The organism is Pluralibacter gergoviae ATCC 33028 = NBRC 105706 (assembly GCF_001598855.1).
Taxonomy (GTDB): Bacteria; Pseudomonadota; Gammaproteobacteria; order Enterobacterales; family Enterobacteriaceae; genus Pluralibacter; species Pluralibacter gergoviae.
On record NZ_BCZS01000057.1, the window covers coordinates 1 to 13,756 of the forward strand.

Sequence of the window (13,756 nt, forward strand, 5' to 3'; positions counted from 1 at the left end):
GCTTTATCTGTTTGATACAGCCACTGAATTTTACGAAATTCCGAAAAAGCGATCTTCTCTAAAAGGACACCGCTACCGTGTAGCCCCTCTTCTCGTCGAAAATGACGAGCTTGGTTTTCCGAAGTGGTAGGCGAGAGCGTTTTTGGTTACTCTCCATGATTGTCGATTACTCTATAAATCGACAAGAAATTGAACTACAATGTCGCTATGAGCATGATAGTAGCAACTAGGAAACAAAAAATGGCTTTTTTAGATTCAATGAAAGTAGCCGCAGCCGTTGGTTTGCTGATGCAGCAGACAACAGCTTTTTGTTGCCCTAACCAAATGCCGGCGGATAGTGGTGCATCAGGTGGCCGATATGTTTCTATTTTAAGAAACAGCACGTTGCAACCTGAGCAAAAAGTGTCAGACGCAATTCAAACCATTGATGGTTTGAGAGAAACTTTAGAAAAAGCCTACTGGATGCTTTCTAAGGCTGGTTACGATCATATCCATAAGGTGATATCTGAGCTTCAACCTGAAACCGTGAGTCTTTGCGAACTGCAGTTGCGTGGACTTGAGGGCTTGGTAAAAAATGTTTATCGCGAAGTCAGTGCTGAGCAACGAGAAGCCATGCGCCCTACACTACTTACCGTAGCAAAAGCGCGTTCTGCAGCATCTAACCTGAACCATCTCATTCACCAGATGACTAAAGAGCCGGAGTCGTATGTCAGTAACATAAGCATGGATGGACTGCGCCAGCTGGCCGATCATGGCACCTCTGTTATGATTCATTGAGGTGTAACTTGCATATTTCTGTAACTTACAACCCAAAAACTTACGACCGTTTCTTTGCCCCGGTTTTTACAAAATTCCCTAGCCTCGAACAGAGTTTGCTAGATGACTTTGCTATCTACAAGGCGACTGGCAAACTCCCTCATTATTTCGGCCGAGATACTCTATATGATCGACCCGATGAGGTGAAAGATGCGCACATGTGGCATATACACCTAGAACTCGGTATGAATAAGTTTGAGCCGCCTATTACCCCAAAGGGTAAGCACGCTCGTAAACCAGACCAAGCCACTGTGCAATGGCATAGAACTTCTGATACCTGCCTGGTGTATGTCCAAAACATACTTGATGAAAACCAATATAGCCTTCTTGCGGTTTTCCACCCTTGGGCACATGCGGAAGGCCAAGACTATCGACAAATGAGAGAATTGGCCGCAGTAGCAAAAGAGTTCCGTGAAGATATCTTCTAATTATCAGTGAGATACCTTCACCATTCCTTCCTGTAGGTTCAGTGCCTGGGTAATATGCCCGTCTAGTTCCCCCTGCATATCACCAATAAAACAGATCTTAGAGTTAGGCCGAGCCTCTTTTAGAGTAGCCTTGATCTTGTTTCTTAATAGGGTTTCGCCAAGCTTTGACCTGCTCCCCGTTGATTAGTACACCCCGATGTTAGTAATGTCTTCATAAGCCACATGAGGACATCCCCATGAAGAAGCGTTTTTCCGACGAACAGATCATCAGTATTCTCCGCGAAGCCGAAGCTGGGGTACCCGCCCGTGAACTCTGCTGCAAGCATGCCATTTCCGATGCCACGTTTTACACCTGGCGTAAGAAGTATGGCGGTATGGAGGTGCCTGAAGTTAAGCGCCTGAAGTCGCTTGAGGAAGAGAACGCCAGACTCAAGAAGCTGCTTGCCGAAGCCATGCTGGATAAAGAGGCGCTTCAGGTGGCTCTTGGGCGAAAGTACTGACGACAGACCAGAAGCGGGAAGCCGTGATGCTGATGTGTGATGCGACCGGTCTGTCGCAACGTCGTGCCTGCAGGCTTACAGGTTTATCCCTGTCGACCTGCCGCTATGAGGCTCACCGTCCGGCTGCTGATGCGCATTTATCAGGGCGCATCACTGAGCTGGCACTGGAGCGCAGGCGTTTTGGCTACCGTCGTATTTGGCAGTTGCTGCGCCGTGAAGGGCTTCATGTTAATCATAAGCGCGTGTACCGGCTTTATCACCTCAGTGGCCTGGGCGTAAAACGCAGAAGACGTCGTAAAGGGCTGGCAACAGAACGTCTGCCGCTGCTCCGTCCGGCGGCGCCCAATCTGACCTGGTCGATGGATTTCGTCATGGACGCACTTTCCACCGGTCGCAGGATCAAGTGTCTTACCTGCGTCGATGATTTCACAAAGGAATGCCTGACGGTCACTGTTGCCTTTGGGATTTCAGGCGTTCAGGTCTCGCGTATTCTGGACAGCATTGCACTGTTTCGAGGCTATCCGGCGACGATAAGAACTGACCAGGGGCCGGAGTTCACTTGCCGTGCACTGGATCAATGGGCCTTTGAGCATGGTGTTGAGTTGCGCTTAATCCAGCCGGGCAAGCCAACGCAGAACGGATTTATTGAGAGCTTTAACGGACGATTTCGCGATGAATGCCTGAATGAGCACTGGTTCAGCGATATCGTTCACGCAAGGAAAATCATTAATGACTGGCGGCAGGATTATAACGAGTGTCGTCCACATTCAGCACTGAATTATCAGACGCCATCAGAGTTTGCAGCACGGTGGCGAAATGGAAAATGTGAAGGTAAACAAACCGACCTTACTAACTGACGGTTGTATCTAATCCTGGGGGCAGGTCAAACTGTCTGGAGATTCAGGGGGCCAGTCTATCCGCCATCTGCTGTCTGTCATATTTTTACCTTCAGAAATTATCAGTTGAGACACTCTGATAATCCCTTCTAGGATAGTTTAAATTGGGTTGGGTAAATTTTCCTAGTGCATCAAGATGTCTTATTGGAAATTAGTAAAACACATTTGTGAAATATTGCTAAGGCTAAAGCGTGATGGCTATCACCCTACATAATTTTTTTATTCACTACCTTAGATGCTGAATCCTGACCTGAGGTTGTGTCAGGAAATAAATACTGGAGATAGCAATGGGGAATATAATAAAAGACGGAAGTGGAAGTTATTTGCCAATGTTGTTTATTCTGCCACTTGCCGGACTGGCTGAACTTGCATCACTGTACTCTATTCAGGCGCTGCTACCAAAACTGAGTGAGGTTTATCATATTCCGCTGAATCAGGTTGGAATGATATTATCTGCCGAAGTAGGGTTCCTGGCATTTGCCATGTTGTTCAGCGGTTCGTTATCGGATCGCTTTGGTCGCAAACCTGTAATATTTGCATCCCTTTTTGCCGGAGGTGTTTTGACGTTACTGTGCGCGCTGGCACCATCATGGCAGGTTTTAGTTATCTTCCGGGCACTGCTGGGTATTGCGGTCAGCGGTGTTACTGCAGCAATTACGGTATATATCAGTGAAGAGGTCTCTCCGGGTATGGCCGGGATCATCACCAGTTATTTTATCTTTGGCAATTCTCTGGGAAGTATGTCAGGGAGGGTTATTGCGACCCAGATGATGGAGCATTTTTCTGTTGAAGTTATATTTTCTCTTTTTGGTTGTGTCCTGATTATTATTGCTCTTGCGGTGAAATTCCTGTTACCGGCATCGAGAAATTTTAAAGCATCCTCATCACTACAGTTATCGGTTGTTTTCCGGGGGGGACTGAACCATATCAGAAACATTAAAGTTTCGTTATGTTTCATAACAGGTTTTATTCTGTTCGGTTCATTTACGTCCATCTTTAATTTTTTAGCTTTTAATTTACACAATGCTCCGTACAACCTCGACTATACATGGATTGGGCTAATACCACTAAGTTTTTCCCTTACTTTTTTCATTGCACCTTATGCTGCTCGTCAGGCAATCCGATATGGATCAATGAATGTTTTAAGTTTTTTAATTAGTTTTATGATGGTGGGGGTGTTTATTACATTTATTGCTGAGTCTGTCTGGTTATTTATATCTGGCGTGGTGCTCCTTTCAGCTGCATTCTTCTCATCACATTCAATCATTCTTGCCTGGGTCAGTGCCAGAACATCCAGTGCAAAAGGACAGGCCACCTCTTTTTATTTACTCTCTTATTATTCCGGTGGTGCGGTAATGGGGTATGTCAATGGCTGGTTGTTCGCCATACAAGGGTGGGGCGGTCTGGCGATATCCTGTCTTGTTATGCTGGGCATTGGGCTTATGATCACACGGGTGATATCAGCGAAATACGAGTATCAAAAAGCAGCCGAGAAAAACAGTCTTTCCGAAATTATTTAGTTCAATACACACTCTGTAATGCAGTATTTTTCTATATAGACATAATGTATTGCCAGATTTATGGCATGATACAAAAGCGACGTATTTATCACCCCTGAGCCTGTAGCATTAGTTACTCTGGATAAGTCAATGTTAGCCAAAACACTTTACGAAAAACTGATTGAAACACATACAGTGCGGGAACTTGATAAAGAAGGGCATGTCCTTCTTTATATAGACCGTTCTATCCTTAATGAATATACAAGCCCGCAGGCTTTCAGTGGCATACGGGAGCATCATCGTACGGTACGCCATCCGGAGGCTTTTCTGCTTAATATCGATCACGTTAATCCCACCAGACCAGACAGGGATGCGTCCATGACCGATCCCGGCGGACAACTGCAGGTGGATTATTTTCGCAGGAATGCCCGGGACTTTGGAATTGAGCTATTCGATATGATGGATCCGCGTCAGGGAATTGAACACGTCGTAGCGCATGAACAGGGATTGATTATGCCTGGTATGGTTATTGCCGCAGGTGACAGTCATACCACGACATATGGTGCGTTTGGCGCGCTTGGATTTGGCATTGGTACATCGGAAATAGAACATCTTCTGGCGACGCAGACGCTCATATATCGTCGACTAAAGAATATGAAGGTCATGGTTAGCAATACATTACCCTGGGCCTGCTCAGCCAAAGATATCATTCTACAGCTGCTTGAAAAAACCGGTGCATCTGGTGCTACAGGGTATGCCATAGAATTTCAGGGTGAAGCAATCCGTTCCCTCAGTATGGAAGGACGCATGACCCTATGTAATATGGCTGTGGAAGCAGGCGCCCGTGGCGCAATTATTGCCCCGGATCGGAAAGTGTTTGATTACATTCAGGGGAAACCTCAGATACCGAATGGCGAGTTATGGGACCAGGCATTAGCCCGGTGGTCAACCCTGTACAGCGATCCTGATGCGGTATTTGACAAAACAGTGGAAATTGACTGCCGGGAAATTGAACCCAAAGTGACCTGGGGAATAAGCCCCGACCAGACCGGTTCAATTGGCGGTTCAGTTCCTTTTCCCGGAAAAGAACCGGACCCCTTAAAGCAGCAGGCTATAAAGAAGGCTCTGCAGTATATGGAGCTTGCACCCGGTACACCATTTCGCGATATCCGGATCTCCCATGCATTTATTGGCTCCTGTACGAATGGAAGGATTGAAGATCTCAGAGCCGCAGCCCGTGTGCTGGCAGGCAGAAAAATTGCGCCCCACGTAAGAGGCATTATTGTTCCCGGTTCCACGCAGGTCCGGAAGCAGGCAGAAAACGAAGGGCTGGCGAGAATATTCATTGATGCAGGATTTGAATGGCGGCAGTCCGGCTGTTCAATGTGTCTGGCCATGAATGAGGATGTACTTCTACCGGGGGAGCGCTGTGCATCCAGTACTAACCGCAATTTTCCCGGCAGACAAGGGGCTGGTGCCAGAACACATCTGATGAGCCCCGCCATGGTCGCAGCAGCTGCCGTTGCCGGACACCTTGAAGATGTACGCCTTTTGCTTGATTCCGGAGAAGAAAATGGACGAGTTTAATCAGATTACAGGTGTCATTGCTCCCATGCCTGACGCGAATATTGATACCGATGTCATTATGCCAAAGCAATTCCTTAAGGGAATTGATCGTGCCGGTCTGGATAAAGGCGTGTTTTTTGATCTCCGTTTTACCCCGGACGGGCAACTGAATGAGGACTTCATCTTAAACAGGCCTGGCTGGCAGAATGCTTCTTTTTTGCTGACAGGTCCAAATTTTGGATGCGGTTCCAGCCGGGAGCATGCTGTATGGGGTCTGAAACAGCTCGGTATCCGGGCGCTGATCGGCTCTACTTTTGCCGGTATTTTTAATGATAACTGCCAGCGTAACGGCATACTGACCCTCTCCCTGGACGATGCTTCAGTAAAACAGTTAAGCCGGATTGCAAACGATCCTGAAATGAACCGTATCACCGTTTCTCTCACGGACGGGGAGATCATCACACAAAATGGTGTATTTCCTTTCCATGTCAGTCAGATGGTTCGTGAGATGTTATCTGCTGGAGGGGATGCTATTGGCTGGACGTTAAAATATCAGCAGGACATAACGCGGTTTGAAAAACAGTATTTTTCCCGCTCCCCCTGGCTGAAACCACAACCTGTAACGGACTGATAACAGGAGATAAATAATGAAACTCGTTCAGTACAGTATTCATAACCGCAGACGTTACGGCATCATCAAGGAGAATACCGGTATTATTGATCTCTTTCTGAGACTGGGGGACAGATATCCGACCCTCAAATCCTTGCTGGAAAATAATGCCCTGCCGGAAGCCGCAACATTTCGGTATGACAATCCGGATCACGATATTCAGGCTATACCGTTTCTTCCCGTCATTGATGAGCCTGGGAAAATTATTTGCGCAGGTATGAACTACGCGGAAAAGCGAAAGGAATTTAATGAAATAAATCCGGCACCCACCTTATTTATTCGTTTTCCGGATACTCAGGTCGGTCATAATTCGGTATTGCTCAAACCCAATAACACTTGTGAGTTTGATTATGAAGGCGAACTTGCTGTTGTGATAGGTCGGCGTTGTTCACATGTTTCTGAAGAACAGGCTTTAAGCTTCGTGGCTGGATACAGCTGCTATATGGATGGTTCTGTAAGAGACTGGCAGCACACCTGGTATACAGCAGGGAAAAACTGGCCATCAACGGGGGCTTTTGGTCCTTGGCTTGTTACGGCTGATGAAATCCCGGAACCACAAAATATACAGCTTGTTACCCGATTAAATGGTCGCGAAGTTCAGCGGGACTCCACGGCGAATATGATACACAGCATCGCATTTCTCATTGCTTATATCAGCACATTTACCGTTCTTTCTGCCGGTGATGTCATTCTTACCGGATCTCCCGGTGGGGTCGGGAAGAAACGTACGCCGCCACTTTTTCTGCATGATGGAGATGTTGTGGAAGTGGAAATTGAGCATATCGGGGTACTGCACAATGTCGTTCGGGATGCAGGATATACAGATGCTGCGGCTATGCTGGTATAAGGACAAGGTCATGAATACAATCTATGAACGTGGTGCATCCCCTTTCATTCCTGGCTTTGAACTCAGGGATGTTGTCCTGGAAAATGGTATCATGCTCCGGGTTGCGATAGGGGGCTGCGGAGCTCCTCTGGTGATGCTGCATGGGCACCCGCAAAACCATGTTACCTGGCGTAAGGTTGCGCCGGAACTGGCAAAATATTATACGGTTATCCTTCCCGACCTGCGCGGATATGGTGACAGTTCAAAACCCGCCAGCGATGAGACACACCGTCCGTATTCAAAACGTGTCATGGCAAATGACATTGTCATGCTGATGAATGCACTCCAGATCCAGACTTTTTCCTTTATTGGTCATGATCGGGGGGGGCGGGTGGGGCACAGGCTTGCTCTTGATTATCCCCACCGGGTTACAAGCTGTACTTTCATTGATATCGCCCCCACTGCCACCATGTATGCACGGACCGATAAAGCTTTTGCCACTCGTTATTTCTGGTGGTTTTTTTTGATCCAGCCGGAGCCATTGCCGGAAAAAATGATTGCGCATGACCCGGAGTTTTTCTTGCGAAAACATATCGGAGGTCAGCTCAAGACCCCAGGGGCTACTGAAGATAAGGCATTTAATGACTATCTGAGGTGCTACCAGAATCCGGATATGATTCACTCAGTCTGTGAGGATTATCGGGCTTCGGCTTCCATAGATCTGGATGATGATCAACAGGATCGACACAAGCGTATCGAGTGTCCGCTGCTTTTACTGTGGGGGGCAAAAGGCACAGTAGGTCAGTTATATGATGTTGTTGAGACCTGGTCCGGAAAGGCAAAAGATATCAGGGGAGAAGCGCTTCCCTGCGGGCATTCTCCTCATGAAGAGATCCCGGAAATTTTTCTTCACCGTGTTCAGTCTTTTCTCGGAACAGTGCTATAACGCTCCTGTACTCCTGAATTTTCTGACTGATTATGAAAAAAAATATTGTTGGTAAATATTACCGCCAGCCTCATGAAGGCTGGCCTTCTGTTGAAGATTTACAAGTGTTTATCACCGTTGCCCGAAACGGTAGTTTCTCCCGGGCAGCGCTTGAGCTGGGGCAATCGGCTTCCTATATCAGTAAACGGATCGCACTGCTTGAAAAAAACCTGAATACCCGCTTATTTTTTCGCAATAACCGGATGGTACGTCTGACCGTTGACGGTGAAAATGCCCTCTCCGGAGCGATACAGCTGGTTGAGCAGATGGGTGATTACGTCAGCAGCATTACAGAGCCGGATGATATGCTCAGCGGCAATATCACCATCAGTTGCTCTTTCGGTTTTGGAAACGAGTATGTTGCCGGGGCGCTGTCAGGGCTGATACGGTCGTATCCAGGGCTTAAAGTAAAATTACTGCTCAGCGATCGCGATGTTGATCTGGTTGAAGAAGGGATAGATATTGAGATACACGTCGGGAATGATTTTAAAGAAATTTATATAGCGAAAAAACTCGCCACAAACCGTCGTATTTTGTGTGCCTCCCCGGATTACCTTCATCAGGCTGGTATGCCATCATCAATTGATGAGCTTGTTGATCATCATTGTCTGATGCTCCAGGAGCGTAATGCTGTTCTTGGAAACTGGGTGTTGACGGATGGACAACAGGAATTTACCTGCCGTCTGAATACGTTTCATACGTCAAACAGCGGCAGTGTTGTGCTGACCTGGGCATTACTGAACCACGGAATTGTATTACGTTCTACCTGGGATGTGGAGAAGTATATCGAAAATGGCAAGCTCATTCATATCCTCCCTCAATGGTATCAGGAAGCGGATATCTGGGCTGTGTATCCTCAGCGTCCGTCTACCAGCGGGAGAATTAAAACGTGCATTACTTATCTTACCCGGTACTTTTCTGAGCGATTTTAGCTCCCCGAATTACTGAACCAACGGCACTATATAAAATGCCCCCTGCATTACGCCAGTGATGCCCGGTACGAATTGTCATCGATTGAATAGCAGAAATAGTGATCGATGACAATGCGAATACACAACGTAGCCGCACTAATTTTGCAAAGCTATTAAGCATGTTGCGGACACTTTTACGTTGCTGTTTGGCGTTAGAAAGAGAGGTTGCTGGCTAGGACCCCAGTTTAATGGTAAGCATCCAGCGAGAACCGTATTGATGGGGATAGGTTATTCAGTTGGCAGTGTGATGCGCCAGGGGAGCAGTTCGCTGACCCGGTTGACCTTCCAGTCCGCTATGACGTCAAGCACATGGCGGAGGTAGCCTTTCGGATCCACTCCGTTCAGTTTGCATGTCCCGAGCAGACTGTACAGCAGCGCTCCACGTTCACCTCCGTGGTCTGAGCCGAAGAACAACCAGTTTTTACGACCCAGGCTGACCTTCCGTAGGGCATTTTCAGCGATGTTGTTATCTGCTTCGACCCAGCCGTCCTCCGCATAGTACGCCAGCGCTGGCCACTGGTTCAGGGCGTACGTGAAGGCCTTCGCCAGCTCCGAGTGTCGCGATAGCGTTTTCATCTTTTCACGCAGCCAGCTCTCCAGGGATTTCAGCAGCGGTTTTGTTTTCCGCTCACGTTCAGCAAGGTGCTGCTCCGCCGGCATTTACCTTATCTCCGCCTCAACGGTATACAGCTCACCGATACGCTTCAGAGCTTAATCCGTCAGCGCCAGCTGCGTACGGACGTGCACATCGTGCATTTTACGACGGGTGTGAGCCCAACAAGCCGCTTCCGTTATCCGGCCATCGCGGTACAGTTCGTTGAACCCGGCGTAAGCATCTGCCAGCAGCACGCCACTGAAGCCGACAAGATGAGTCTACGGGGGGATGCCTTTTCTGTCCGGACTGTAAGCGAACCACACCGCCGGTGGCAACGCTGACCCGGCGTTGCGGTCATCACGAACGTATGTCTTCAACCGCCCGGTCTTCGTCTTCTTATTACCCGGCAGCAGCACCTGTACGGGGGTATCATCGGCATGGAGTTAGCCATCGGTCACTACATAGTGCTGAAGCGCCTCTTCCAGCGGTGACAGCAGTCGGCAGCATGAGTGCTCCCAGCCCGACAGCAGTGAACGGCTCAGCTCCACACCCTGGCGTTTGTATATTTCTGACTGGTGATACAGCGGTGTGTGCTCTGCATATTTTGAGGTCAGTACGCGGGCCAGCAGCTCCGGTCCTGCATACCCCGCTCGATGGGCCGCGAAGGCGCGGGAGTCCGCATTATGGCATCGCACTGAGTACAGGCATGCTTTTCATGTACTATCCGGATAACCCGGAAGGCGCTTCGCATCAGCTCCAGTGGTTCGGCGGCATCCTCACCCAGGTAGCTCAGCGCCCCCCACATTCCGGGCAGCATGACGCTGCTGGCAGCAGCCGTTTTTCGTCACGGGGAAGTGATTCAGGGAACGGTTTGCAGGTACGGGTCTGCCGCAGCGGACGCTGCACGGCCGGGTCATCCACCCGACCGGTAAGGGTATCGCTTTCTTTTTGTAACTGGTTAAGGTCGGCTTCTATCTGCGCGATACGGCGGGATACTTTTTCGGAGCGGCTGCCGAAGTTCATTCGGCGCAGCTTATCCAGTTGCGCCTGCAGGTGATCTATTTCGCGTTCATGCTCGTTCAGCTTTTCCAGCAGGGCTCGATTCAGTACTTCCTGTTCGTCAAGAAGACGTTTCAGTTCGTCGATATTGTCAGGACGTGAGCGTTTCATGCCGGGTATATTACCAGGCTCATTCAGCGTCAACCAAGATAAAGAGGCCTACAACATAGTCAAGGACGTAAACAGTCTTTTAGGCTGCCGCCAGTCGATACCTTCAAGGAGCATCGCCAGCTGTGCCGGTGTGAGGAACACTTTACCATCCCGGGCTGACGGCCAGGCGAAGCGGCCGCGCTCCAGCCGTTTGGTCAGCAGACACAGCCCATCGCCGGTAGACCAGAGGAGCTTTACCTGACTACCATTACGCCCACGGAAGATAAAAACGTGACCTGACATCGGATCGTCTTTCAGCGTCGTCTGCACCTTTGCCGCCAGTCCGTTAAAACCGTTTCTCATATCGGTGATACCAGCGACCAACCAGATCTTTGTCCCTGATGGTAATGGAATCAGCGTTTAAGCTCCCGTATTTTCGCTGATGGCACCATTCAGACGGAGTGATCCGTGCCGGAACGTCACTTCACAGTAAGCGTCCAGCGAGAACCGTATTGACGGGGATGTGTTATTCAGTTGGCAGTGCCACGCGCCAGGGGAGCAGTTCACTCACCCGATTGACCGGCCAGTCTACTATAATATCAAGGACATGGCGAAGGTAGCTTTCTGGTTCCACGCCGTTCAGTTTGCACGTCCCGATCAGACTGTACAGCAACGCTCCACGCTCACCACCGTGGTCTGAGCCGAAGAACAGCCAGTTCTTTCTTCCCAGACTGACCATCCGCAGCGCATTTTCAGCGATGTTATTGTCTGCCTCAGCCCAGCCATCATCTGCATAGTACCTCAGTGCCGGCCACTGGTTTAGCGCATATGTGAACGCCTTCGCCAGCTCCGAGTGGCGCGACAGCGTTTTCATCTTTTCTCGCAGCCAGCTTTCCAGCGCTTTCAGCTGTGGTTTAGATTTTTGCTGACGTTCAGTAAGGCGCTGTTCTGCCGGCATTCCCCTTATTTCTGCCTCTACGGTATATAGCTCGCCGATACGTTTCAGGGCTTCCTCCGTCAGCGCTGACGGGGTGCGGACGTGTACGTCGTGGATCTTGCGGCGGGCGTGAGCCCAGCACGCGGCTTCCGTTATTTTTCCATTGCGGTACAGCTCGTTGAACCCGGCCTACGCGTCCGCCTGTAGCACGCCGCTGAAGCCGGCAAGATGGCTCTGCGGGTGGATGCCTTTTCTGTCCGGACTGTAAGCGAACCACACCGCTGGCGCGACTGCTGACCGGCGTTGCGGTCATCACGAACGTACGTCCATAACCGCCCGGTCTTCGTCTTCTTATTACCCGGCAGCAGCACCTGGACGGGGGTATCATCGGCATGGAGTTTGCAGTCGGTCAGGACATAGTTCTGAAGCGCCTCTTCCAGCGGGGACAGCAGCCGGCAGCATGCATCCACCCAGCCCGACAGCAGTGAACGGCTCAGTTCCACACCCTGACGGTTGTATATTTCTGACTGGCGGTAAAGCGGGGTGTCGGGTAAGGACAGTTCATTACTGAACCATCCTCCCCTAAGAACAGTGCGTACCAGTTTCCCGGTACACCGCTCAGGCCTTTATAAACTCTCTTTCACGAGAGCCGGCTTTGTTACTAAGGATTTGTCGGTGATGCCTCTAATTAGTTGAATCTGATGTATAATGCGGGATTTTGAGGTTCTTTCATGGCCAGCGTTAACATTCATTGTCCTCGTTGTCAGTCTGCACGGGTCTACCGCCATGGTCAGAACCCTAAAGGCCATGACAGATTTCGCTGCCGTGACTGCCACCGCGTTTTTCAGCTCACTTACACTTATGAGGCCCGTAAGCCGGGCATTAAAGAGCTGATCACTGAAATGGCCTTCAATGGCGCCGGGGTTCGCGATACCGCCAGAACACTGAAAATTGGCATTAACACCGTCATCCGGACTTTAAAAAACTCACGCCAAAGCGAATAACGTCTTCGCCCGTTGCTCATGCTGATGTGGCGCTTATCTGCATCTTCGCCCGTTGCTCATGCTGATGTGGCGCTTATCTGCATCTTCGCCCGTTGCTCATGCTGATGTGGCGCTTATCTGCGAACTTGATGAGCAATGGAGTTTCGTTGGCAGTAAAGCCCGGCAACACTGGCTCTGGTACGCGTATAACACCAAAACAGGGGGTGTACTGGCCTACACTTTTGGTCCCCGTACCGATGAAACCTGCCGGGAACTACTGGCACTGCTTACGCCATTCAACATCGGCATGATCACCAGCGACGACTGGGGCAGCTATGGCCGGGAGGTGCCGAAGGATAAGCATCTGACCAGAAAAATATTCACCCAACGGATTGAGCGCAATAACCTGACGCTGCGCACCCGCATTAAGCGCTTGGCTCGTAAAACAATCTGCTTCTCGCGTTCAGTAGAGATCCACGAAAAAGTCATCGGGACGTTTATTGAAAAACACATGTTCTACTAATTGGAAGCATCACCAAACATGGAATAACAGTGCTTTATTTACATTATTCAGATCTCATCCGGGATGAGATGCCACACAGAGGCAGGTATTTTGTCATAGATTTTTTTCATGTAGATCTCAGCTCTGCGGTGATCATACGCTCCATTCAAGCTGGTTATCTTATTTATATCTCCTCCTTCATCATTTAATTTATCCAGGATACGTTCAAAAACTTTATCGAGAGTTTCTGTCGTGCTGCACTTCCTGAACTTCAGGAGATAGATTTCTCTCAGGCTACTGTGCACATTTAGGCTTTTCAACAACAACGCTCCGGGGCATGTCCAAAAACAATGGCTATTATCGAAAACATTAAACGAAGTACCACAGACAGGCAAGAGAAGCATCTTTATTAATTTCCCATTCTCCCTGGATT

At 49.3% G+C, this 13,756-nt stretch carries 11 protein-coding genes and 3 pseudogenes; 10 read left to right on the forward strand and 4 right to left on the reverse strand.

Features of this window, described 5'->3' with window-relative positions; all coding sequences use genetic code 11:
- Positions 1-240 precede the first annotated feature (240 nt).
- The 9 genes from ENGE1_RS25375 to ENGE1_RS25420 all read left to right on the forward strand — a co-directional run bounded on the left by ENGE1_RS25375 (position 241) and on the right by ENGE1_RS25420 (position 9,118).
- Positions 241-777 (forward strand): hypothetical protein, encoded by a 537-nt coding sequence (locus ENGE1_RS25375; RefSeq protein ID WP_123677973.1) that lies wholly within the window; start codon positions 241-243, stop codon positions 775-777.
- 8 nt (positions 778-785) lie between these two features.
- Positions 786-1,244, forward strand: a complete 459-nt coding sequence (locus tag ENGE1_RS25380; protein ID WP_049153107.1) for a type II toxin-antitoxin system YafO family toxin — start codon at positions 786-788, stop codon at positions 1,242-1,244.
- A 236-nt stretch (positions 1,245-1,480) separates the two neighbouring features.
- Positions 1,481-2,601 (forward strand): IS3 family transposase gene (locus ENGE1_RS25390; protein WP_119218037.1). Its coding sequence is split into 2 segments (ribosomal slippage): positions 1,481-1,739 and positions 1,739-2,601, totalling 1,122 coding nucleotides; the frame shifts between segments, so codons are not numbered across the junction.
- A gap of 326 nt (positions 2,602-2,927) precedes the next feature.
- Entirely contained in the window at positions 2,928-4,160 is a 1,233-nt protein-coding gene (locus tag ENGE1_RS25395; protein ID WP_064360865.1) for an MFS transporter, read from the forward strand.
- A gap of 129 nt (positions 4,161-4,289) precedes the next feature.
- The gene (gene leuC, locus ENGE1_RS25400) at positions 4,290-5,726 is read left to right on the forward strand and encodes a 3-isopropylmalate dehydratase large subunit (protein WP_064360866.1); all 1,437 of its coding nucleotides are present in this window, start codon (positions 4,290-4,292) and stop codon (positions 5,724-5,726) included.
- Positions 5,713-6,336, forward strand: a complete 624-nt coding sequence (gene leuD, locus ENGE1_RS25405) for a 3-isopropylmalate dehydratase small subunit (protein WP_023287222.1) — start codon at positions 5,713-5,715, stop codon at positions 6,334-6,336. The genes leuC and leuD overlap by 14 nt, the downstream gene beginning before the upstream one ends.
- A gap of 16 nt (positions 6,337-6,352) precedes the next feature.
- Positions 6,353-7,222 carry a fumarylacetoacetate hydrolase family protein gene (locus tag ENGE1_RS25410; protein ID WP_023287223.1) on the forward strand — a complete coding sequence of 290 codons (870 nt, stop codon included), beginning with the start codon at positions 6,353-6,355 and terminating at the stop codon, positions 7,220-7,222.
- Positions 7,223-7,232: 10 nt separating this feature from the next.
- A complete protein-coding gene (locus tag ENGE1_RS25415; RefSeq protein ID WP_064360870.1) occupies positions 7,233-8,147 on the forward strand; it encodes an alpha/beta fold hydrolase in 915 nt (304 codons plus the stop codon).
- Between the two features lie 32 nt (positions 8,148-8,179).
- A complete protein-coding gene (locus ENGE1_RS25420; RefSeq protein WP_023287225.1) occupies positions 8,180-9,118 on the forward strand; it encodes a LysR family transcriptional regulator in 939 nt (312 codons plus the stop codon).
- Positions 9,119-9,385: 267 nt separating this feature from the next.
- On the opposite strand, the pseudogene tnpC (ENGE1_RS28160) reads toward ENGE1_RS25420, so the two are convergent.
- The 3 genes and pseudogenes from tnpC (ENGE1_RS28160) to tnpC (ENGE1_RS25435) form a co-directional block, all read right to left on the reverse strand.
- Positions 9,386-10,922, reverse strand: a pseudogene (tnpC, locus tag ENGE1_RS28160) (IS66 family transposase).
- Positions 10,923-10,970: 48 nt separating this feature from the next.
- Positions 10,971-11,318, reverse strand: coding sequence for an IS66 family insertion sequence element accessory protein TnpB (gene tnpB / locus ENGE1_RS25430; RefSeq protein WP_064360867.1), 348 nt, complete (start codon positions 11,316-11,318; stop codon positions 10,971-10,973).
- Between the two features lie 109 nt (positions 11,319-11,427).
- Positions 11,428-12,383 (reverse strand): annotated as a pseudogene (gene tnpC / locus ENGE1_RS25435) (IS66 family transposase); the annotation flags it as partial.
- A 186-nt stretch (positions 12,384-12,569) separates the two neighbouring features.
- Here tnpC (ENGE1_RS25435) and ENGE1_RS28165 point away from each other — a divergent pair.
- Positions 12,570-13,344 (forward strand): annotated as a pseudogene (locus ENGE1_RS28165) (IS1 family transposase).
- Positions 13,345-13,391: 47 nt separating this feature from the next.
- On the opposite strand, the gene ENGE1_RS25445 reads toward ENGE1_RS28165, so the two are convergent.
- Positions 13,392-13,646 (reverse strand): Hha/YmoA family nucleoid-associated regulatory protein, encoded by a 255-nt coding sequence (locus ENGE1_RS25445; RefSeq protein ID WP_064360869.1) that lies wholly within the window; start codon positions 13,644-13,646, stop codon positions 13,392-13,394.
- Positions 13,647-13,756 lie beyond the last annotated feature (110 nt).

Bases quoted from the DNA above. Each gene is read 5' to 3' on its own strand.
- ENGE1_RS25375 (WP_123677973.1), top strand. From the start codon at position 241: ATGGCTTTTTTAGATTCAATGAAAGTAGCCGCAGCCGTTGGTTTGCTG.
- ENGE1_RS25395 (WP_064360865.1), top strand. From the start codon at position 2,928: ATGGGGAATATAATAAAAGACGGAAGTGGAAGTTATTTGCCAATGTTG.
- leuC (WP_064360866.1), top strand. From the start codon at position 4,290: ATGTTAGCCAAAACACTTTACGAAAAACTGATTGAAACACATACAGTG.
- leuD (WP_023287222.1), top strand. From the start codon at position 5,713: ATGGACGAGTTTAATCAGATTACAGGTGTCATTGCTCCCATGCCTGAC.
- ENGE1_RS25410 (WP_023287223.1), top strand. From the start codon at position 6,353: ATGAAACTCGTTCAGTACAGTATTCATAACCGCAGACGTTACGGCATC.
- ENGE1_RS25415 (WP_064360870.1), top strand. From the start codon at position 7,233: ATGAATACAATCTATGAACGTGGTGCATCCCCTTTCATTCCTGGCTTT.
- ENGE1_RS25420 (WP_023287225.1), top strand. From the start codon at position 8,180: ATGAAAAAAAATATTGTTGGTAAATATTACCGCCAGCCTCATGAAGGC.